Annotated in this window: 15 protein-coding genes; 9 read left to right on the top strand and 6 right to left on the bottom strand. The window is 75.1% G+C overall.

Going from position 1 to position 19,830, the window contains the following annotated elements; all coding sequences use genetic code 11:
• Positions 1-86 precede the first annotated feature (86 nt).
• The 3 genes from AC02VZ_RS01190 to AC02VZ_RS01180 all read right to left on the bottom strand — a co-directional run bounded on the left by AC02VZ_RS01190 (position 87) and on the right by AC02VZ_RS01180 (position 4,014).
• Positions 87-1,352, bottom strand: coding sequence for an NAD(P)/FAD-dependent oxidoreductase (locus tag AC02VZ_RS01190; RefSeq protein WP_432054401.1), 1,266 nt, complete (start codon positions 1,350-1,352; stop codon positions 87-89).
• Positions 1,353-1,477: 125 nt separating this feature from the next.
• Entirely contained in the window at positions 1,478-2,842 is a 1,365-nt protein-coding gene (locus AC02VZ_RS01185) for a deoxyguanosinetriphosphate triphosphohydrolase (protein ID WP_476474267.1), read from the bottom strand.
• Between the two features lie 245 nt (positions 2,843-3,087).
• Positions 3,088-4,014 carry a sirohydrochlorin chelatase gene (locus AC02VZ_RS01180; RefSeq protein ID WP_476474266.1) on the bottom strand — a complete coding sequence of 309 codons (927 nt, stop codon included), beginning with the start codon at positions 4,012-4,014 and terminating at the stop codon, positions 3,088-3,090.
• Between the two features lie 211 nt (positions 4,015-4,225).
• Here AC02VZ_RS01180 and AC02VZ_RS01175 point away from each other — a divergent pair, with 211 nt between their 5' ends.
• The 3 genes from AC02VZ_RS01175 (at position 4,226) to AC02VZ_RS01165 (ending at position 8,046) form a co-directional block, all read left to right on the top strand.
• On the top strand, positions 4,226-4,921 hold the full coding sequence (locus AC02VZ_RS01175) for a SanA/YdcF family protein (protein WP_476474265.1): 696 nt from the start codon (positions 4,226-4,228) through the stop codon (positions 4,919-4,921).
• A 474-nt stretch (positions 4,922-5,395) separates the two neighbouring features.
• The gene (locus AC02VZ_RS01170) at positions 5,396-7,534 is read left to right on the top strand and encodes a molybdopterin oxidoreductase family protein (protein WP_476474264.1); all 2,139 of its coding nucleotides are present in this window, start codon (positions 5,396-5,398) and stop codon (positions 7,532-7,534) included.
• A 71-nt stretch (positions 7,535-7,605) separates the two neighbouring features.
• Positions 7,606-8,046 (top strand): gamma-glutamylcyclotransferase family protein, encoded by a 441-nt coding sequence (locus AC02VZ_RS01165; protein WP_476474263.1) that lies wholly within the window; start codon positions 7,606-7,608, stop codon positions 8,044-8,046.
• 327 nt (positions 8,047-8,373) lie between these two features.
• Here the strand turns inward: AC02VZ_RS01165 and AC02VZ_RS01160 are convergent, their stop codons facing one another.
• Positions 8,374-8,655: a hypothetical protein gene (locus AC02VZ_RS01160; RefSeq protein ID WP_476474262.1), complete on the bottom strand. Its 282-nt coding sequence runs from the start codon at positions 8,653-8,655 to the stop codon at positions 8,374-8,376.
• Between the two features lie 443 nt (positions 8,656-9,098).
• Here AC02VZ_RS01160 and AC02VZ_RS01155 point away from each other — a divergent pair, with 443 nt between their 5' ends.
• Together AC02VZ_RS01155 and AC02VZ_RS01150 are read left to right on the top strand one after the other, a co-directional pair.
• The gene (locus AC02VZ_RS01155; RefSeq protein WP_432054406.1) at positions 9,099-9,644 is read left to right on the top strand and encodes a hypothetical protein; all 546 of its coding nucleotides are present in this window, start codon (positions 9,099-9,101) and stop codon (positions 9,642-9,644) included.
• Positions 9,645-9,760: 116 nt separating this feature from the next.
• Complete coding sequence (locus AC02VZ_RS01150) at positions 9,761-10,408, top strand: class F sortase (protein ID WP_432054407.1); 648 nt, start codon at positions 9,761-9,763, stop codon at positions 10,406-10,408.
• A gap of 142 nt (positions 10,409-10,550) precedes the next feature.
• Here the strand turns inward: AC02VZ_RS01150 and AC02VZ_RS01145 are convergent, their stop codons facing one another.
• Positions 10,551-11,336: a sulfite exporter TauE/SafE family protein gene (locus AC02VZ_RS01145; RefSeq protein ID WP_362089363.1), complete on the bottom strand. Its 786-nt coding sequence runs from the start codon at positions 11,334-11,336 to the stop codon at positions 10,551-10,553.
• A gap of 254 nt (positions 11,337-11,590) precedes the next feature.
• On the opposite strand from AC02VZ_RS01145, the gene AC02VZ_RS01140 reads away from it, so the two are divergent.
• The 4 genes from AC02VZ_RS01140 to AC02VZ_RS01125 all read left to right on the top strand — a co-directional run bounded on the left by AC02VZ_RS01140 (position 11,591) and on the right by AC02VZ_RS01125 (position 16,523).
• On the top strand, positions 11,591-12,808 hold the full coding sequence (locus AC02VZ_RS01140) for an NAD(P)/FAD-dependent oxidoreductase (RefSeq protein ID WP_476474261.1): 1,218 nt from the start codon (positions 11,591-11,593) through the stop codon (positions 12,806-12,808).
• Complete coding sequence (gene nirB, locus AC02VZ_RS01135) at positions 12,808-15,423, top strand: nitrite reductase large subunit NirB (protein ID WP_476474260.1); 2,616 nt, start codon at positions 12,808-12,810, stop codon at positions 15,421-15,423. The genes AC02VZ_RS01140 and nirB overlap by 1 nt, the downstream gene beginning before the upstream one ends.
• Positions 15,420-15,770 carry a nitrite reductase small subunit NirD gene (nirD, locus tag AC02VZ_RS01130; protein ID WP_476474259.1) on the top strand — a complete coding sequence of 117 codons (351 nt, stop codon included), beginning with the start codon at positions 15,420-15,422 and terminating at the stop codon, positions 15,768-15,770. Before nirB ends, nirD begins: the two co-directional genes overlap by 4 nt.
• 336 nt (positions 15,771-16,106) lie before the next feature.
• Entirely contained in the window at positions 16,107-16,523 is a 417-nt protein-coding gene (locus AC02VZ_RS01125) for an LAETG motif-containing sortase-dependent surface protein (protein ID WP_432054411.1), read from the top strand.
• Positions 16,524-16,663: 140 nt separating this feature from the next.
• Here the strand turns inward: AC02VZ_RS01125 and ppdK are convergent, their stop codons facing one another.
• Positions 16,664-19,411: a pyruvate, phosphate dikinase gene (ppdK, locus tag AC02VZ_RS01120; RefSeq protein WP_476474258.1), complete on the bottom strand. Its 2,748-nt coding sequence runs from the start codon at positions 19,409-19,411 to the stop codon at positions 16,664-16,666.
• Positions 19,412-19,830: the final 419 nt, after the last annotated feature.

Below are 19,830 nucleotides of genomic sequence, written 5' to 3'. Positions count from 1 at the left end.
CGGCACGCCCCGGGCCCGGCACCGGGGCCCGCACCGGCACGGCGTCCGGCATGATGTCCGGCTTGGTGCGGGCCCCGGGCGGGGCCTCAGGGGACGAGGCTGTCCAGCGGGACGTGCGGGTCGGCCAGGGCCTCGGTGTCCACGACCGCGCGGGAGCGGATCAGCCGCTGGACGGTGTCGGTGACGTCCCAGACGTTGACGTTCATGCCCGCCAGCACCCGGCCGTCCTTCACCCAGAAGGCGATGAACTCCCGTTTGCCGGTGTCACCCCGGACCACCACCTGGTCGTAGGAGCCGGCGGGGGCCCAGCCGGAGTACTCCATGCCCAGGTCGTACTGGTCGGTGAAGAAGTACGGCACCCGCTCGTAGGGCTCGTCCCGGCCGAGCATGGCGCGGGCCGCGGCCGGGCCGCCGTTGAGGGCGTTGGCCCAGTGCTCGACGCGCAGCCGGGTGCCGAACAGGGGGTGCGGGAAGGACGCCACGTCCCCGGCGGCGTGGATGTCGGGGTCGGAGGTGCGCAGCCGCGCGTCGACCAGGATGCCGCCGCCGTCCGCCGGGTCGGCGAGTTCCAGGCCGGCCGCCTCGGCGACGGCGGTGCGCGGGGCCGCGCCGATCGCCGCGAGGACGGCGTGCGCGGGGTGTTCCTCGCCGTCGTCGGTGCGGGTGGCGAGGACCATGCCGTCCTGGCCGGTGATCTCGGTGAGGGTGGCGCCGAAGTGGAAGCGGACGCCGTGCGCCTCGTGCAGGTCGGCGAAGAGCCGGCCCAGCTCGGGGCCGAGCACCGAGTGCAGCGGGGTGGGGCCGCGGTGCACGACGGTGACCTCGGCGCCGTAGCCGCGGGCGGCGGCGGCGACCTCCAGGCCGATCCAGCCGGCCCCGGCGATCACCAGGTGGCCGTTGTCCCGGCCGAGGGAGGCCAGGACGCCCTTGAGCCGGTCGGCGTGGGAGAGGCGGCGCAGGTGGTGCACGCCGGCCAGGCCGGTGCCGGGGACGTCGAGGCGGCGGGGCTCGGCGCCGGTGGCCAGCAGCAGCTTGTCGTAGCGGACGGTGGTGCCGTCCTCGCCGAAGCGCACGGTCTTCGCGGCGCGGTCCACGGCGTCGACGGTCTGGCCGAGGTGGAGTTCGATGTCGTGGCGGGCGTACCAGGCGGGCTCGTGCACCTGGGCGCTCTCGCGGGCGTCCTTGCCGAGGAGGTAGCCCTTGGACAGGGGCGGGCGCTCGTAGGGGTGGTCGCGTTCGTCGCCGATCAGTATCACCCGGCCGGTGAAGCCCTCCGTTCGCAGCGTCTCGGCCGCCTTCGCGCCGGCGAGTCCGCCTCCGACGATGACGAATGTCTGGTCCGCGTCGACCACGTGATGCCTCCTCCTGAGCGTGCCGCCACCTGCGAGCCTCCCGCACCCGCGGAGCCGCGGGAAGGGGGAGTGACCCGATCAGGCCACGCAGGGTCACGATCGGGCGGGCTCGCGCCCCTCGCGTCTCACCGGTCCCGGTGGTGGCGGTCCTTCCTGGTTCCTGCCCCGGTGAGGCGGGCGTGAAGCGAACGGGCCGAGGCGTCGGTGAGGGAGGCCAGCTGGTCGACGACCACGCGCTTGCGGGCGCGGTCGTCGGGGGCCCGGTCGAACAGGGAGCGGAACTGGGGGTCCAGGCCGTCGGGGGCGCGGGCGGTGAGCGCCTCGGCCAGTTCGAGGACGACGATCCGCTGGTCGGCGCGGAGCCGCTCCTGTTCCGCGCGCTGCATGACGTAGCGGTCGGCGACGGCCTTGAGCACGGCGCACTCCATGCGGGTGCCCCGGGGCACCACGAGTTCCGCCTCGTAGCGGGTGAGGCGTCCGGTGCCCCAGGTCTGCCGGGTGGCGCCCTCGGCGGCGAGGCAGAACCGGCCGATGAGCTGGCTGGTGGCGTCCTTCAGCCGGGCCTGGGCGACGGCGGTCCCGTCGTAGCCGTGCGGCCACCACTCCTGGGCGAGGAGCCGGTCGAGGGCCTCGGCGAGTTCGGCCGGGTCGGTGCCGTCGGGCACGTAGCGGCCGATCGCGACGGCGAAGACCGCCTCCCGTTCGGGGTCGGCGTGCAGGCAGTTGGGGTCGATGTGACCGGCGTGCAGGCCGTCCTCCACGTCGTGCACGGAGTAGGCCACGTCGTCGGCCCAGTCCATGACCTGCGCCTCGAAGCAGATGCGGGTTCCGGGGGCGCCCTTGCGCACCCAGTCGAAGACCGGCCGGTCGTCCGGGTACACGCCGAACTTCGGCGAGTCGGGGTCGGTGGGGTGGGCGCCCCGGGACCAGGGGTACTTGGTGGCGGCGTCCAGGGTGGCGCGGGTCAGGTTGAGCCCGACGCCGGTGGCCTCCCCGGTGCCGGGGTCGGTGACGAACCGCTTGGGCTCGATGCGGGTGAGCAGGCGCAGCGACTGGGCGTTGCCCTCGAAGCCGCCGCAGTCCTCGGCGAACTCGTTCAGCGCCTGTTCCCCGTTGTGCCCGAAGGGCGGGTGGCCGAGGTCGTGGGAGAGGCAGGCGGCCTCCACCAGGTCGGGGTCGCAGCCGAGGGCGGCGCCGAGTTCCCGGCCGACCTGGGCGCACTCCAGGGAGTGGGTGAGGCGGGTGCGGGGGCTGGCGTCCCACACGGGGTTGGCCTCGCCGGGGGTGACGACCTGGGTCTTGCCGGCCAGGCGGCGCAGGGCGGAGGAGTGCAGCACGCGGGCGCGGTCGCGCTGGAAGGCGGTGCGGCCGGGGCGTTTGTCGGGCTCGGCGGCCCAGCGCTCGACGGCCGCGGGGTCGTATCCGGCGGGCGGGACGTGGTTCTCGTACGGGACGGGTGTGGCGGGGGTGCGGGCCGGGGTGCCTTCCATGCACCGACAGTAGACGCAGGCGGGGGCGGGCGGGGAACCGGGAGGCGGGTGGCCGGGACGTGGGGCTCCCGCCGGGGGTGGCGGCCCGGCGGCGGCACTGGCTCGGACCGGGGCGGGTTCCGGGACGGGGGCGGCCGACCGGCTGCTGCGGTTCAGGCCGGGGCGAGTTCCGTGACGGGGCGGGGGCGGGGGGCTCAGGCCGGGCGGGTTTCGGGACGGAGGCCGGGGTGCCCTGCGGCGGCGGTTCAGGCCGGGGCGAGTTGCGGGACGGGGCGCGGGCCGGGGGCCGCCAGGGCCTCGTCGTAGCGGTGCAGGAGGAGCCGGGCGAGCGCCGGGTGGGTGCCGAGGGGGGCGGAGGCGATCCACGGGGCGGCCTCGGCGCACGCGGTGGCGAAACGGCCGGGCGCGGTGAAGCAGGAGGCGACGGCCACCCGGTGCCGTCCCCGCGTGGCCAGGGCGCGCACGGCGTCCGGGACGGTGGGCGCGGCGGCGGAGGCGTGGGCGGCGACGACGGGGACGCCGAGCCGGGCCGCGAGCAGCCGCGCGGTGCGGCCGACGGCGGCCCGCCCCTCGGGGTCGCGCGACCCGGCGGAGGCGAGGACGACGGCGCCCGTGCGGCGGGTGGCGGCGTCCGGACGCACGGGCCAGCCGGCCTCGGTCAGCCGCTCGTGCAGGGCGTCCACGAGCAGGGGGTGCGGGCCGAGCGGCGCGGCGACCCGGAGGGGCGTGCGGGCGCCGGCGGCCAGCGCGGGGATGTCCCGTTTGACGTGGTGGCCGCGGCCGAACAGCAGCGGGACCAGCACGGCCGCGCCGGTGTCACGGGCGTCGAGCGCGGCGAGGGTGTCGGGCAGCGGGGGCGCGCTGAGCTCGATGTGGCCGAGGTGCACGGGCAGGCCGGGGCGCAGGGCGCGCACGCGGTCGAGCAGGGCGGTGACCGTGGTGAGGGCACGCGGGTCGCGGCTGCCGTGGGCCACGACGACGAGGGCGGGCCGTTCCGGCAGGCGCCGCCCGTCCGGGGCGAGCCGGCCGAGCCGTCCGGCGAGCGTGGCGCCGATCCGGTGCAGGAGGTCACCGGAGGTGTCGAGGCGGGCCGGGCCACCGGGGTGCGCCGGGCCGGCGGAGTGCGCCGGGTCGGTGGGGTGCGCCGGGCCGACGGGAGGGATCGCGGTCATGCACCGATGCTGGACCGGGCACGTTGCCGGGCGGTTGCGCGGGCGTGACGGGCGTTTTCCGGTCCGCCACCGGCCGCCCCGGGAGTCGGGTGAGGCGTCCTGACCTGGGCGCACGCCCCCCGCGTGAGACCGGTCACAGCATGCCCGCCGAACCGGCGGTGCCGCCGGGACGTCTTCGACCGCGAGTGTCGCCCCGGGAAGGACCGCTTCGATGCGCCGATTCACCGTCCGCCGTCCCCGCCTGCCGCGCACCCGCGCGGGACAGCGCCGGCTGGTGCGGGTGGTGGCGGGTCTCGGCACGCTGGCGCTGCTCCCGGCGACGTGGCTGCACCTGACGACGGACGGACGGCTGCACACCGCGACCGACGTGCCGCGCACCGACGTGGCCGTGGTGTTCGGCGCGGGCCTGTGGGACGGGGAGCCGTCGCCCTACCTCGCGCACCGGCTGGACGCGGCGGCCGAGCTGTACCGGGCGGGCCGGATCCGGGTGGTGCTGGTCACCGGCGACAACAGCCGCGAGGACTACGACGAGCCCGACGCGATGCGCGCCTACCTCACCCGGCACGGCGTGCCCGACGCCCGGATCGTCAGCGACTACGCGGGCTTCGACACCTGGGACTCCTGCGTCCGCGCGAAGAAGATCTTCGGGGTGGACCGGGCGGTGCTGATCAGCCAGGGCTTCCACGTCCGGCGGGCGGTGGCGCTGTGCGAGGCGGCCGGGGTCGCCTCGCACGGGGTCGGGGTCGACGAACGCCACGATGCCACCTGGTACTACGGGGGCGCCCGGGAGATCCTCGCGGCGGGGAAGGCCGCCGCCGACGCCGCGTTCCGGCCCGACCCCACCTTCCTCGGCCGCCAGGAACCGGGCGTGGAGCTGGCGCTGGCCCGGGCCCGCACATCCGAATGACGCGCGGGGCACTGGGACCACGGGAATCGCGCGGAGCACGGGGAGCACGGGGTTCACTCGGTTCGCGCGGAACGCGCTGACGCGCTCTCCCACGTCGAGGCCGAGACGGTGACCGAGCAAGCGGCGAGGGCGTCGGCGCACCTGCTCGACGCGTCGGCCCGCACGGTCACCGGTTCGCCGTCGACGCCACCCCGGCCGGGACGGCACTGCGGCAGCCGGGCCCGTGGCCGTACCGGCGTCCGACGTCGACGCGGCACGTCCCGCCTGTGCGCTGCACGCGTCCGTCCCACCGGCGTCCGACCGCGCGCGCCAATGGAACGGCGTCCGACCGCGCGGGCCGATGGGACGGCGTCCGGCCGCGGGCGTCGGCCGGCCGCCCCTCACCGCGGGCCGTCGCGGGCGGGGAGGGGGCCGTGCCGGGCGCGTAACACGGGCCGGTGCGGTGCGTAACACCGGGCGCGCAGGGTGGCGGGCATGCACAGCACCGTGACACCCACGCACTGCCCCTACTGCGCGCTGCAGTGCGGGATGAACCTGGCCCCGGCCCCGGACGGAACCGTCGCCGTGACGGAGCGCGCGGACTTCCCGGTGAACCGGGGGGCGCTGTGCCAGAAGGGGCGCACGGCGCCCGCCGTGCTCTCCCCGGCCGCGCGGCTGACCTCGCCCCTCGTGCGGTCCGCGGACGGCGCGCTGGTGCCCGCCTCCTGGCAGGAGGCGCTGGACCGGGTCGCCGACGGGCTCCGGCGGACCCGCGCCCGGTACGGCGCGGACGCGGTCGGGGTGTTCGGCGGGGGCGGGCTGACGAACGAGAAGGCGTACGCGCTGGGGAAGTTCGCCCGGGTGGTGCTGGGCACCTCGCAGATCGACTACAACGGGCGGTTCTGCATGTCGTCGGCCGCGGCGGCGGGCGTCAGGGCGTTCGGGCTGGACCGCGGGCTGCCGTTCCCGCTGGAGGACATCCCGCGGACCGGCTGCCTGATCCTCGTCGGCTCGAACCCGGCGGAGACCATGCCGCCGTTCCTGCGGTACGTCACCGGGCTGAAGGAGAACGGCGGCACCCTGATCGTCGTCGACCCGCGCCGCACCCGGACCGCCGAGCAGGCCGACCTGCACCTCGCGCCCCGCCCCGGGACCGACCTCGCGCTGGCCCTGGGCCTGCTGCACCTGGTCGTCGCCGAGGGCCGCACCGACGAGGCGTACCTCCGCGAGCGCACCACCGGCTGGGAGGCGGCGCGGGCCGCGGCGATGGCGCACTGGCCGGAGTACGTGGAGCGGATCACGGGTGTGTCCGTGCCCGAACTGCGCCAGGCCGTGCGGCTGTTCTGCGCGCCGGAGGCCGCGATGGTGCTCACCGCGCGCGGGCCCGAGCAGCAGTCCAAGGGCACCGACACGGTGAGCGCGTGGATCAACCTGTGCCTGGCGACGGGCCGGGCGGGCCGCCCGCTGTCCGGGTACGGGTGCCTGACCGGGCAGGGCAACGGGCAGGGCGGGCGCGAGCACGGCCAGAAGGCCGACCAGCTGCCCGGCTACCGCAAGCTGACGGACCCGGCGGCGCGGGCGCACGTGGCCGGGGTGTGGGGGGTGGACCCCGGCACGCTGCCCGGGCCGGGGCGCAGCGCCTACGAACTCCTGGACGCGCTCGGCACGGACCTGCGCGCGCTGCTGCTGATGGGCTCCAACCCGGTGGTGTCGGCGCCGCGTGCCGCGCACGTCGAGGAGCGGATCCGCGCGCTGGACTTCCTGGCGGTGTGCGACGTGGTGCTCTCGGAGACGGCCGCGCTCGCCGATGTCGTGCTGCCGGTGACGCAGTGGGCGGAGGAGACCGGCACGACGACGAACCTGGAGGGCAGGGTCCTGCTGCGGCGGAAGGCGGTGTCCCCGCCCGAGGGGGTCCGCAGCGACCTGGAGGTGCTGCACGAGCTGGCCGCCCGGCTGGACGACGGCACGGGACGGCACACGGGGTTCCCGGCCGACCCGGAGGCGGTGTTCGAGGAGCTGCGCCGGGCGAGCGCGGGCGGTCCCGCCGACTACTCCGGCATCACCTACGGCCGGCTGGAGCGCGAGCAGGGCGTCTTCTGGCCGTGCCCCGCCCCGGCCGGGGGGACGGCGGGCCCGGGCACGGTCCATCCCGGCACGCCCCGCCTCTTCCTCGACCGGTTCGCCACCGACGACGGCCGGGCACGGTTCGTCGCCGTCTCGCACCGCGCGGCGGCCGAGGAACCGGACGACGACTACCCGGTGCTGCTCACCACCGGGCGGGTGGTGGCCCAGTACCAGTCCGGTGCGCAGACCCGCCGGGTGGCGGAGCTGAACGACGCCGCCCCCGGCCCGTTCGTCGAGCTGCACCCGCGGCTGGCTCAGCGGCTGGGCGCGGCCGAGGGCGACCCGGTGGCGGTGGTGTCCCGGCGGGGCCGGGTGGTGGCCCCGGCCCGGATCACCGGCGCCATCCGCCCCGACACCGTGTTCATGCCGTTCCACTGGCCGGACGGGGGCCGCGCCAACACCCTCACCAACCCGGCGCTGGACCCGGTGTCGCGGATGCCGGAGTTCAAGACGTGCGCGGTGCGGGTGGAACGGACGGGGCCGGTCGCCGGGGACCCGGGCGGTGCGTGACCATCGGTACCGTCAGGCCCTCCGGCGGCGCCGCACGTGGGGGCGCCGCCCCGACTCGCGCTGGTGGACCCGTGACGCCCCTCCCGTTCTTCGTGTACGGCACCCTCCGCCCCGGCGGGGTCAACCACGGCCCGTTCCTGGGCGGGCGGACCCTGCGCGAGGAGCCGGGCCGGCTGCCGGACGCGGTGCTGTACGAAGGCCCCGGCTACCCGTTCGCGGTGGAGGGCCCCGGCCCCGGGGTCTGCGGGGAGCTGGTGACGGCGCGGCCGGAGGCGTACCCGGGACTGCTCGCCGAGCTGGACCGGCTGGAGGAGTACACACCGGATGATCCGCGCAGTCTCTACGAGCGGGTGGCGCGGGAGGTCGTCCGGGAGGCGGACGGGGCGGCGGTCCGGGCCTGGGTGTACGTCGCCGCGCCCGCCGTGGCCGCGCGACTGCGGACCCGGGGGCGGCTCGTCGAGGGCGGCGACTGGCCCGGTCGGCAGCCGGGCCCGCCCCCGCGGGCCCGCTGAACGGCCGGCGGCTTCGCCCCGGGCCCGCGTCGGCGCCGGCCGGGGGCGACGGACCGGCCTCCCGCGACGGGGCACCTCTCCTCCCCGTGCCGCGCGTCCGTCACGGGCCGCCCTTCCGCGGCGGGTCGTCACTTCGGGACGCGTCGTCACCCCGGGACCGGTCGTCACCCCGGAACCAGCCGTCACACAGCAGGAGTTCGCCCCTTCGGCGCGGCGCAGTCCGCTGCCGAGAGGCCGCGTCCCCGGGCGTGGCCCGGAGGCCCGGAGGCCCGGAGGCCCGGGGCGCACCCGGGACTCACGCGGGTGGCCCAGGGCGCACCCGGGGCTTCACGCGCCGGGCGTGCGGGTCCCGCGCCCCCTCCGGCGCACGGCTCGCCGGACCCACGGTTGCGCGTACGCGCCGGCCAGGCCCAGCGCACCGGCGCCGAGGATCCGGGCACCGGTGACCCTGTCCTCGCCCGCCGCGCGCCGCGCCTCCCGCTGCTCCGCGAAGGTCCGTGTCTCGCGGGAGTCGCGTTCGGGACGGCACGTGTCCCCGGGGTGCATCAGCGAGGGGTGCGACTCGCCGTCCGGGCCGATGTCGGCCCCCGGGGCAGCGGACGTCGGCACGGCCCGCCCCGTCCAGCACGCCCCCGCAGGACTGCACGGCGCCCCAGAGCACCGGCACCCACAGCGCCGACAGCACTCCGGTCCGGAGCCCGGGCCTCCTCCGTCTCACCGGATGCACCGGCTCCATCCCCTCCCCGTACCGCACCGTGATGCGCGCCCGACGCACCCGGGCCGGCGCGGCGGTCACCCGTTCACCGTCGCGGCACCCGTCCGTTCGGGGGCCGTTCCGCCGCTCGGCCGCCGGGACGCCGGTGACCTGCTGAAACGCGGCGCGGGCGGGACGCGGCCGGAGGTGCCTGACACCCGTTCAGCCCGCGTCCTGACACCCCTTCAGGGAGCGGTCCGGGCCCGTCGGCCCTTTCCTCTAAGGAGCAGGGCGCGTCCGACGGCGGCACATGGGGGTGCCGCGGGCCGCGGCCCGTTCGTGACGTCGAGGAGCATCGATGCGAGGTTCCGCCCGGCTGCTGGCCGGCACCGTGCTCGCCGTGGCCACCGCGGGGGTCCTGGTCTCCCCCGCGCAGGCCGTCCCGGCGGGCCATCCGTCCGGCACCTCGGCGGGCGGCCTGGAGGTGTATCCCTCCTCGGCTGTCCCGGGGGACCACGTCAGCGTGAACACGGCGGCGTGCGGGGACGACGGTGCGGCGGCGGGTGACGCGACCGCCGTCGGCGCGGGCCGGTTCACGCTCGCGCCGACCACGCACGAGCAGAACCTGATCGGCCGCTTCCGGGTGCCGCCGAGCGCGGTGCCGGGGACGTACGAGATCGTCGCCCGGTGCGCCGAGAGCGACCGGCGGGTGACCGGGGACCTGGTGGTCACCCTGACGTCGGCCGGGCAGCAGGTGGCCCCGCGGGGCAGTGTGAAGACGGGGGTCGGTGGCGCTCTGGGCCCCGATCCCGCGCGGACCGCGGCCGGTGTGGCGGCCCTTGCCGTCGCCGCCGCGGGCGGTACCTGGCTCCTGCATCGCCGGGCGAGAGGCGACGGGATCTGACGGGCACCCTCCGCTGCCCGTCCGCCGGTACCGCATGTCCCCTCCCCCTCCGGGTCCGACGCCCCTCGCGGCCCGGAGGGGGGCACGGGGACGCTTCCAGAAAGGGGTCGGTCCGTATGCGCCGAAGGCTCCGCCCGTTGCGCGGACCGGGGAACGCGGCCATAGCGGCCGTCACCGTGCTCGCCCTCTGCTCCGGCCTGTGGCTGCTGCGCGACGGGCCCGCCCCGCACGCCCCGCCCCAGCCGTCCGCCGCCCAGGCCCACGCCGCGGACGACGACCGCAGCGGCCCGGCCTCGGCGCCCGCGCTGCCGCCGTCCCCGCCGGAGCGGATCCGCATCCCCGCCATCGACGTCGACGCCCCGCTGACGGGGCTGGGCCTGACCCCGTCCGGCAGCCTGGACGTCCCCCCGGCCGCCCGGAAGAACCTCGCCGGCTGGTACGAGGCCGGGACCACGCCCGGTGAGACGGGCACCGCGATCGTCGCGGGCCACGTGGACAACGCCGAGGGCCCGGCCGTCTTCTTCTCCCTGGGCGCGCTGCGCAAGGGCAGCACCGTCGAGGTGGAGCGGCGGGACGGCCGGACCGCCGTGTTCACCGTGGACGCCGTCGAGGTGTACGACGCCCGGGACTTCCCCGACGCGAAGGTCTACGGCGCCGCGCACCGCCCCGAGCTGCGGGTCATCACCTGCGGCGGCGGTTACTCCCGCGCCACGGGCTACCGGGGGAACGTGGTGGTGTACGCCCACCTCACGGGCAGCCGCTGACCCGCGGCCGGCGGGGGCGGAGCACATCGCTTCCGGCCCGTCTCGCCGTCGTCGTCACCGGCGCCCCGACGGCGCGCGGAGGGCGCGGGCTCCCCGGTCACGGCCCGGCGGTACGGTGCCGCCGGCCTCCCGTCCCGGTGTCTCAGGCCAGCCACTGCTCGTACGCCAGGTTCGCCACCAGGGCGAAGACGACCACCAGCAGGACGACGCGGACGAAGCCGCTGCCCCGCTTCAGGGCGGTGTGCGCGCCGAGGGTGCCGCCCGCCAGGTTGAACACGGCCATCAGCGCGGCGAGCTGCCACAGCACGGCGCCCTGCCAGGCGAACATCGCGAGGGCGCCGGCGTTGGTGCAGCAGTTGACGATCTTGGCGGTGGCGGAGGCGGTGACCAGGTCGAGGTGGAGCAGGGCGGTGAGCGCCAGGACCAGGAAGGTGCCGGTGCCGGGGCCGACGAGGCCGTCGTAGAAGCCGATGCCGAGGCCGGCCAGGCCGATCGCCGCCAGGGTCCGGCGGCGGCTCACCGGACCGGGCGCGGGGGCGGTGGTGCCGAAGGCGGGCCGCAGGATGACGAAGGCGGCCACCGCGAGGAGCACCACCATGATCACGGGCTTGAGGACCTCGGTGCTCATCCCGGCCGCGAGGAACGCCCCGCCCGAGGAGCCCGCGAGGGCGGCCAGTCCGATGCGGACGGCGGTGCGCACGTCGACCGGCGCCTTGCGGGCGTAGGTCACGGCCGCGCCGGTGGTGCCGACGATGGCGACCGCCTTGTTGGTGCCGAGGGCGTGCGCGGCCGGGGTGCCGGCGGGCAGGCCGAGCAGCAGGGCCGGCAGGAGCAGCAGCCCGCCGCCGCCGACCACGGCGTCGATCCAGCCGGCGGCGAGCGCCGCCACGCAGAGCAGGACGACGGCGGTCAGGGAGATGTCGGGCATGCCCGCGACCCTACGAACAGATAGTTGGTACGTCCATCAAGATGAGCGTTTCCTGAGGTTGACGGTGCTCACACCCCAGGACCGGCGTCCGCGCGCCGGCACCGGGTTCCCCCTCCCCCTCGACCGGGCCCGCGCGGCGCCGGGACCTCCCCGAAGCGGCCTCACAGCCGTCCCGCTCCCCCGCTGAGCGCAGCGTTCCGCGCGGGAAACAGCCGGGATGCGGCCGGGTAACACCCGCCCCGCAGGCTCGGGGCATGACCTCGGACGAGCGTGTGGTGGTGATCGGCTCCGGCCTGGCGGGCGTCCGCCTCGCCCGGCGGCTCGGCGAGCTGGGCGTCCCCGTGACGCTGATCGGTGAGGAGGAGCACCCGCCGTACAACCGGGTGCTGCTCGCCGAGGTGCTGGCGGGGCGCTACCGCCCCGAGGTGATCGCCCTGCCCGCGCCCGCGGAGCCGGTCCGGGGACGCGTCACCGGCATCGACCGCGCCGCGCGCACCGTGACCCGCGCCGACGGCACGGTGACCGGGTACGGCCGGCTCGTCCTGGCGACCGGCTCCAACCCGGTGCTGCCGCCGCTGCGCGGGCTGTTCACCGCCGGCCGCGAGCTGCCCGCGGGCGTGCACGCCTTCCGCACCCTGGACGACTGCCTGAACCTGTCCGCGGCCGTCCGGCCGGGCGTGCGGACGGTGGTGATCGGCGGCGGACTGCTGGGCGTCTCCGCCGCCCGGGCGCTGGCCGTACGCGGTGCGCGGGTGGTGCTCGCCCAGCAGTCCGAACGTCTCATGGAACGCCGCCTCGACCCGGCCGCGTCGGCCCTCGTCGAGCGGTACCTGACCGGTCTCGGGGTGGAGGTGCACACCGAGTGCCGGGTGCGGGACGTGCGCTCGTCGGCCGGCGCGGTGCGTTCCGTGGAGCTGGCCGACGGGTACGCGCTGGACGCCGACCTCGTGGTGCTGGCCTGCGGGGTGCGCCCGAGGACCGGGCTCGCGCGGGCCGCCGGGCTCGACGTCGACCGGGGCGTCGTCGTCGACGACCGGCTGCGCACCTCCGACCCGCACATCCACGCCGTCGGCGACTGCGCCCAGCACGCCGGCACGGTCTACGGGCTCGCCGCCCCGGCCCTGGAGCAGGCCGACGCGCTCGCCGCGCTGCTCGCCGGGGACCCCCGCGCCCGCTACACCGGCACCCGCTCCCTGACCCGGCTCACCCTCGCCGGAGCGGGCGGCCCCTTCGACCTCGCCGCGTTCGGCGAGACCGAGGGACGGCCCGGCGACGACGTCGTCCGCCTCGCCGACGCGACCCGGGGCACCTACCGCAAGGTCGTCGTCCGCGAGGACCGGCTGGTCGGCGGGGTGCTCGTCGGCGACCTCGGCACCGTCGGCGCCCTCGCCCGCGCCTGGGAGGGAGCAGAGCCGCTGCCCTCCTCCGGCGGCCCGCTGCTCCACCTGCTCACCACTGACGGAGGCTGCTGATGTCCACGACGGTTCCGCCCGCCCCCTCCCGCCCGACCCTCGTGCTCATCGGCCACGGCATGGTCGGCCAGCGGTTCCTGGAGGAACTCGCCGGGCGCGGGGTGACCGCCACGCATCGCGTGGTCGTGCTCTGCGAGGAGCCGCGGCCCGCCTACGACCGGGTCCGGCTCAGCTCGTACTTCTCCGGGTCGACGCCCGAGGACCTGTCGCTGACGGACCGGGCGTTCCTCGACGCGCACGGCATCGAGCTGTGCGTCGGGGACCCGGCGGAGCGCGTCGACCGGGCGGCCCGCGAGGTGACCGCCCGCTCGGGGCTGGTGATCCGCTACGACACGCTCGTCCTGGCCACCGGCTCCGCCCCGTTCGTCCCGCCGGTGCCCCACCGGGACGCCGAGGGCTGCTTCGTCTACCGCACCATCGAGGACCTGCTGGCCATCGAGGAGTACGCGCGCGGTTCCACGACCGGCGCGGTGGTGGGCGGCGGGCTGCTGGGCCTGGAGGCGGCCGGCGCGCTCCAGGGGCTCGGACTGGACACACACATCGTGGAGTTCGCGCCGCGCCTGATGCCGGTGCAGGTCGACGAGGGCGGCGGCGCGGCGCTGCTGCGCACCGTCGAGGACAGGGGGCTGAGCGTCCACACGGGCGTGGGCACGCAGGAGATCCTGACCGGCGCCTCGGGCGCCGTCACCGGCATGAAGCTGTCCGACGGCCGTGAACTGCCCACCGACATGGTGGTGTTCTCCGCCGGGGTCCGCCCCCGCGACCAGCTCGCCCGGGACTGCGGTCTCACCGTCGGCGAGCGCGGCGGCATCACCGTGGACGAGCAGTGCCGCTCGGTCACCGACCCGCGCGTGTTCGCGATCGGCGAGTGCGCGCTGGCCGCCGACGGTCGGGTGTACGGCCTGGTCGCGCCCGGCTACGAGCAGGCCGCGACGGCCGCCGCGGCCGTCGCCGGGGCCGCGTCCGCCTTCACCGGCGCGGACCTGTCCACCAAGCTGAAGCTGCTCGGCGTCGACGTGGCGTCCTTCGGCGACGCCCACGGCACCGCCGGGGACTGCCTCGACGTCGTCTACTCCGACTCCCGGGCCGGCCTCTACAAGAAGCTGGTCATCGGCCGCGACGGCACCCTGCTGGGCGGCATCCTGGTCGGCGACGCGGAGGCGTACGGCACGCTGCGCGCCTTCACCGGCTCGGTGCCGCCCGTGGCGCCCGAGACCCTGGTCCTGCCCGCCGGCGCCGGGGCCCCCGCCCGGCTCGGCCCGGCCGCCCTCCCCGACGACGCGGTGGTCTGCTCCTGCCACAACGTCACCAAGGGCACCGTCCGGCGGGCGGTCACCGAGCACGCGTGCACCACCGTGCCCGAGGTGAAGAAGTGCACCCGGGCCGGTACCGGGTGCGGGAGCTGCGTCAAGGTGCTGGGTCAACTGGTCGACGCGGAACTGGAGGCGAGCGGCGTCGAGGTCGACCGGGGCCTGTGCGGCTGCTTCGCGCAGACCCGCCAGGAGCTGTACGAGACCGTCCTCGCCCTGCGCCTGACCTCCTTCCGGGAGCTGCTCGACCGGCACGGCCGGGAGGCGGCCCGGGGCGGCGACGGCTGCGAGGTCTGCAAGCCGGCGGTCGGCTCGATCATCGCCTCCCTCGCCCCGGCCATCGGCGCGAGCACCCATGTCCTCGACGGCGAACAGGCCGCCCTGCAGGACACCAACGACCACTTCCTGGCCAACCTCCAGAGGAACGGCTCGTACTCGGTCGTGCCGCGCGTCCCCGGCGGGGAGATCGCCCCCGAGAAGCTGATCGTGATCGGCGAGATCGCCCGCGACTTCGGCCTCTACACGAAGATCACCGGCGGTCAGCGGATCGACATGTTCGGCGCCCGCGTCGAGCAACTGCCCCTGATCTGGGCCCGCCTGGTCGACGCCGGCTTCGAGTCCGGCCACGCCTACGGCAAGTCGCTGCGCACGGTGAAGTCCTGCGTGGGGCAGACGTGGTGCCGCTACGGCGTCCAGGACTCCGTCCGCATGGCGATCGACCTGGAACTGCGCTACCGGGGCCTGCGCTCCCCGCACAAGCTCAAGTCGGCGGTCTCCGGCTGCCAGCGCGAGTGCGCGGAGGCGCGGTCGAAGGACTTCGGCGTCATCGCCACCGCCAACGGCTGGAACCTCTACGTCGGCGGCAACGGCGGCGCCTCCCCGCGCCACGCGGACCTGCTCGCCCAGGACCTCACCGACGAGGGACTGGTCCGCCTGATCGACCGGTTCCTGATGTTCTACCTCCGCACCGCCGACCGCCTGGAGCGCACCAGCGTCTGGCTGGAGCGGATCCCCGGCGGCCTGGACCACGTGCGGGACGTGGTGGTCCACGACTCGCTCGGCATCTGCGGTGAGCTGGAGGCGCTGATGGCCGCCCACGTCGCGCACTACCGCGACGAGTGGGCCGAGACCCTCCGCGACCCGGAGAGACTGGCCCGCTTCGTCTCCTTCGTGAACGCCCCCGACACCCCCGACCCGGTGGTCGCCTTCGTCCCCGAACGCGACCAGATCAAGCCCGACCTGCCCCTGCTGACCCTCGGCCCGCGCCCGGCCGACGACCTCCTGGAAGGGAGCGCCACACGATGACCATGGCACCGGAGACCACCGGGGTGAAGGTCCGGATCCGCCTGGCGGACGACTGGGTCTCGGTCTGCGACCTCTCCACGCTCCTCCCGGGCCGCGGGGTCGCGGTCCTGCTCCCCGACGGCCGTCAGGCCGCCGTCTTCACCGACCGCGCCGGCCGCCCGTACGCCATCGACAACCGCGACCCGTTCACCGGCGCGGCGGTCCTCTCCCGCGGCCTGACCGGCACCCACCGGGGCCGTCCCTTCGTCGCCTCCCCGCTGCTCAAGCAGCGCTTCGACCTGGAGACCGGGCGGTGCCTGGACGACGACGGGGTCCGGGTGACGGCCTACGAGGTGACGGCGGCGTGACCCCGCCCGCGCCCGTCACCCGGCGCCCCGGTGACCTGCTGCCCTGCTGACATCCGACGCCGACGATCTCCCCCGCCGCGCGTCCCCGGTGTCCGCATCGGGGAGGCCCGGACGGGCGGCGCGGACGCGCGGGCCGCCGCGGGGCGGAGCCGTCGTCACGACGGAGGGCTACCAGGCAGTCACGTCACGTTCGCATCACGGGTCCGTCATAGGGGCACAGCACACCACAGTCCCTCCCCTAACGTCGGCATCCCACATCCGGCGGACCGCCAGGGAAGCGGTCGTGCCGCCGGACATCCGCACACAGCTGGGGGGCTCCCTGTGACCGTGTTCCGTATGCCTGCCGCCGTGACCGTGGCCGTCGCCGCCGTCGCGCTCGCCGTCGTTCCCACCACCGCCGTGGCCCACGACGGCGCCCACCCGTTCACGAACTGCTCCGAGGCGTACGCCGCGGGGTACGCGAACATCGCGAAGGGCGACGACCACTACGGCAAGCACCTGGACCGCGACAACGACGGCGTCGGCTGCGACCAGCCGCCCGCGGACTTCGTCCCGCACAACGACGACGACAAGCCCGCCGCCGGCACCGGCAAGGACACCGGCACCGGTACCGGGGAGCAGGGCGGCGCCGACCTCGCGGAGACCGGCGGCAGCAGCGCCACCCCGTACCTCGCGGCGGGCGGCGCGGCCGTCCTGCTGGCGGGCGGCGGGGTGCTGTTCGCGGCCCGCCGGCGCCGCGGCGACACCGGCTGAGGCACGGCGCGCGACAGGCCGGAGGGCGGCTCCCCCGCACGGGTGCCGCCCTCCGGGCTCTCGTGATCCGGAGCCGCCGCCGATCGGTGAGGGTGGTCGGGTGACAGACAGCGGCTCCGGGGTCGTGCGCCCCGGCGGGGTCAGCGGTGGTCGCTGCCCTGCGAGGTGACCGCGGCGCGGCCGGCCTCCAGGCGGGCGACCGGGATGCGGAACGGGGAGCAGGAGACGTAGTCCAGGCCGACCTCGTGGAAGAAGTGGACCGACTCGGGGTCACCGCCGTGCTCGCCGCAGACGCCCAGCTTCAGGTCGGGCCGGGTCGCGCGGCCCGCCTTCGCGGCCAGCTTCACCAGGGAACCGACGCCGTCCTTGTCGATCGTCTCGAACGGCGACACCCCGAAGATGCCCTTCTCCAGGTAGGCCGTGAAGAAGCTGGCCTCCACGTCGTCCCGGGAGAAGCCCCACACCGTCTGGGTGAGGTCGTTGGTGCCGAAGGAGAAGAACTCCGCCGCCTCGGCGATCTGGCCGGCGGTCAGCGCGGCGCGCGGCAGCTCGATCATCGTGCCGACGGACAGCTTGAGCGAGGTGCCGGTCGTCGCCTCGACCTCGGCGATGACCTGGTCGGCCTCCTCGCGGACGATCTCCAGCTCCTGGACGGTGCCGACCAGCGGGATCATGATCTCCGCGCGCGGGTCGCCCTTGGCGCTCCGCCGCTCGGCCGCCGCCTCGGCGATGGCCCGGACCTGCATGGTGAACAGGCCGGGGATGACCAGGCCGAGCCGGACGCCGCGCAGACCCAGCATCGGGTTCTGCTCGTGCAGCCGGTGCACGGCCTGGAGCAGGCGCAGCTCGTTCTCGTGCGGCTCCTGCCGGGACTCGGCGAGGGCGACGCGAACCGACAGCTCGGTGATGTCGGGCAGGAACTCGTGCAGCGGCGGGTCGAGCAGGCGGATGGTGACCGGCAGGCCGTCCATCGACTCGAAGAGCTGCACGAAGTCCTGCCGCTGGAGCGGCAGCAGGGCCTTCAGCGACTCCTGGCGCTCGTCCTCCGTGTCGGCCAGGATCAGCCGCTCGACCAGTTCGCGGCGGTCACCGAGGAACATGTGCTCGGTGCGGCACAGGCCGATGCCCTGGGCGCCGAAGCGGCGGGCGCGCAGCGCGTCCTCGGCGTTGTCGGCGTTGGCGCGCACCCGCAGCCGGCGCTTGCGGTCGGCGAAGGCCATCATCCGGTGCACGGCCTCGACGAGTTCGTCGGCGTCGTCGGCGCCCGGGTGCATCCGGCCCTCGAAGTACTCCACGACCGGCGACGGCACGACCGGGACCTCGCCCAGGTAGACCTTGCCGGAGGAGCCGTCGATGGAGATCAGGTCGCCTTCCTCGACGACGTGCCCGCCGGGCACCGTCATCCGCCGGCGCTTGGTGTCGACCTCCAGCTCCTCGGCGCCGCAGACGCAGGTCTTGCCCATGCCGCGGGCGACCACGGCCGCGTGGGAGGTCTTGCCGCCGCGGGAGGTGAGGATGCCCTCGGCGGCGATCATGCCGTCCAGGTCGTCGGGGTTGGTCTCGCGGCGGATCAGGATGACCTTCTCGCCGGAACGGGACCACTTCACCGCGGTGTAGGAGTCGAAGACCGCCTTGCCGACGGCCGCGCCCGGGGAGGCGGCGATGCCGCGGCCCACCTGGGCGACCTTGGCGTCCTCGTCGAAGCGGGGGAACATCAGCTGGGCGAGCTGGGCGCCGTTGACCCGGCACAGGGCCTCGGCCTCGTCGATCAGGCCTTGGTCGACCAGCTGCGTGGCGATGCGGAAGGCGGCGCCCGCGGTGCGCTTACCGACCCGGGTCTGGAGCATCCACAGCTGGCCGCGCTCGATGGTGAACTCGATGTCGCAGAGATCCCGGTAGTGGTTCTCCAGGGTCTCCATGATCTGCATCAGCTGGTCGTACGACTTCTTGTCGATCGTCTCCAGCTCGGCCAGCGGCACGGTGTTGCGGATGCCGGCGACGACGTCCTCGCCCTGCGCGTTCTGGAGGTAGTCGCCGTACACGCCCTGGTGGCCGGAGGCGGGGTCACGGGTGAAGGCGACACCGGTGCCGGAGTCGGGCCCGAGGTTGCCGAACACCATGGAGCAGATGTTGACGGCGGTGCCGAGGTCGTGCGGGATGCGCTCCTGGCGCCGGTACAGCTTGGCGCGGTCGCCGTTCCAGGAGTCGAAGACCGCCTTGACGGCGAGGTCCATCTGCTCGCGCGGGTCCTGCGGGAAGTCCCGGCCGGCCTCGGTCTTGACGATCTTCTTGAACTTGGTGACCAGCTTCTTGAGGTCGGCGGCCTCCAGCTCGGTGTCGACCGTGACCTTCTTGGCCGCCTTCGCCGCCTCCAGCGCGTCCTCGAACAGCTCGCCGTCGACGCCGAGGACGGTCTTGCCGAACATCTGGATCAGGCGCCGGTAGGAGTCCCAGGCGAACCGCTCGTCGCCGGCCTGCTTGGCCAGGCCCTGCACCGACTTGTCGGACAGGCCGATGTTGAGGACGGTGTCCATCATGCCGGGCATGGAGAACTTGGCACCGGAACGGACCGACACGAGGAGGGGGTCGTCGGCCTGGCCCAGCTTCTTGCCCATGGTCTTCTCCAGGGCGTCGAGGTGCGCACTCACCTCGTCCCGGAGGGCGGGCGGCTCCTCGCCGCTGTCCAGGTAGACCTTGCAGGCTTCCGTGGTGATCGTGAAGCCGGGTGGCACCGGGAGACCCAGATTGGTCATCTCGGCGAGGTTGGCACCCTTGCCGCCCAGCAGGTCCTTGAGGTCCTTGTTGCCCTCGGTGAAGTCGTAGACGAACTTCACGCTGTCAACACTGTTACCGGGTCCCGGTACGTGGGGACCTTTGTTTTCCGACACGGGTCTCGACTCCTCGAGGACGCGGTGGCTGCCCTGACGGCGAGGAATGTACCCAGATCAAAGGCTCGTGGATACGTCCACTGACGCGTCATGCGCCTGTAACCACCTGCTCACCAGTGGATCGAAAGTCAAGGCTTGGCAAGCCCTGGCCGCCGCATGTTTTCACTTCTTGAACGGACCCCTGCACATAAGGCCACGTTGTCCGCTCATCTGAGCGGCGATCGCCACGTCTGTTTTCGCTCGATGAACGATCATCGAGTGGCACTGAGTGCCATTCTTTCCAGAAGTGCAGCCGCTGTCGATCCGCTCATCTGAGCGCATCCCTTATCAAGGGTGGCGAGAATCACGCTGCCACACCGGCCCGCATTTCACCATGCGGACCCGTACGGCGCCCCGGCTGAACGGACCGGTCGGCGCGC

The sequence above is a fragment of the Streptomyces sp. 3-6 genome, from assembly GCF_056323165.1.
Note: the sequence above shows the minus strand (reverse complement) of the source record. Positions and strands in the feature narration are given on the sequence as shown.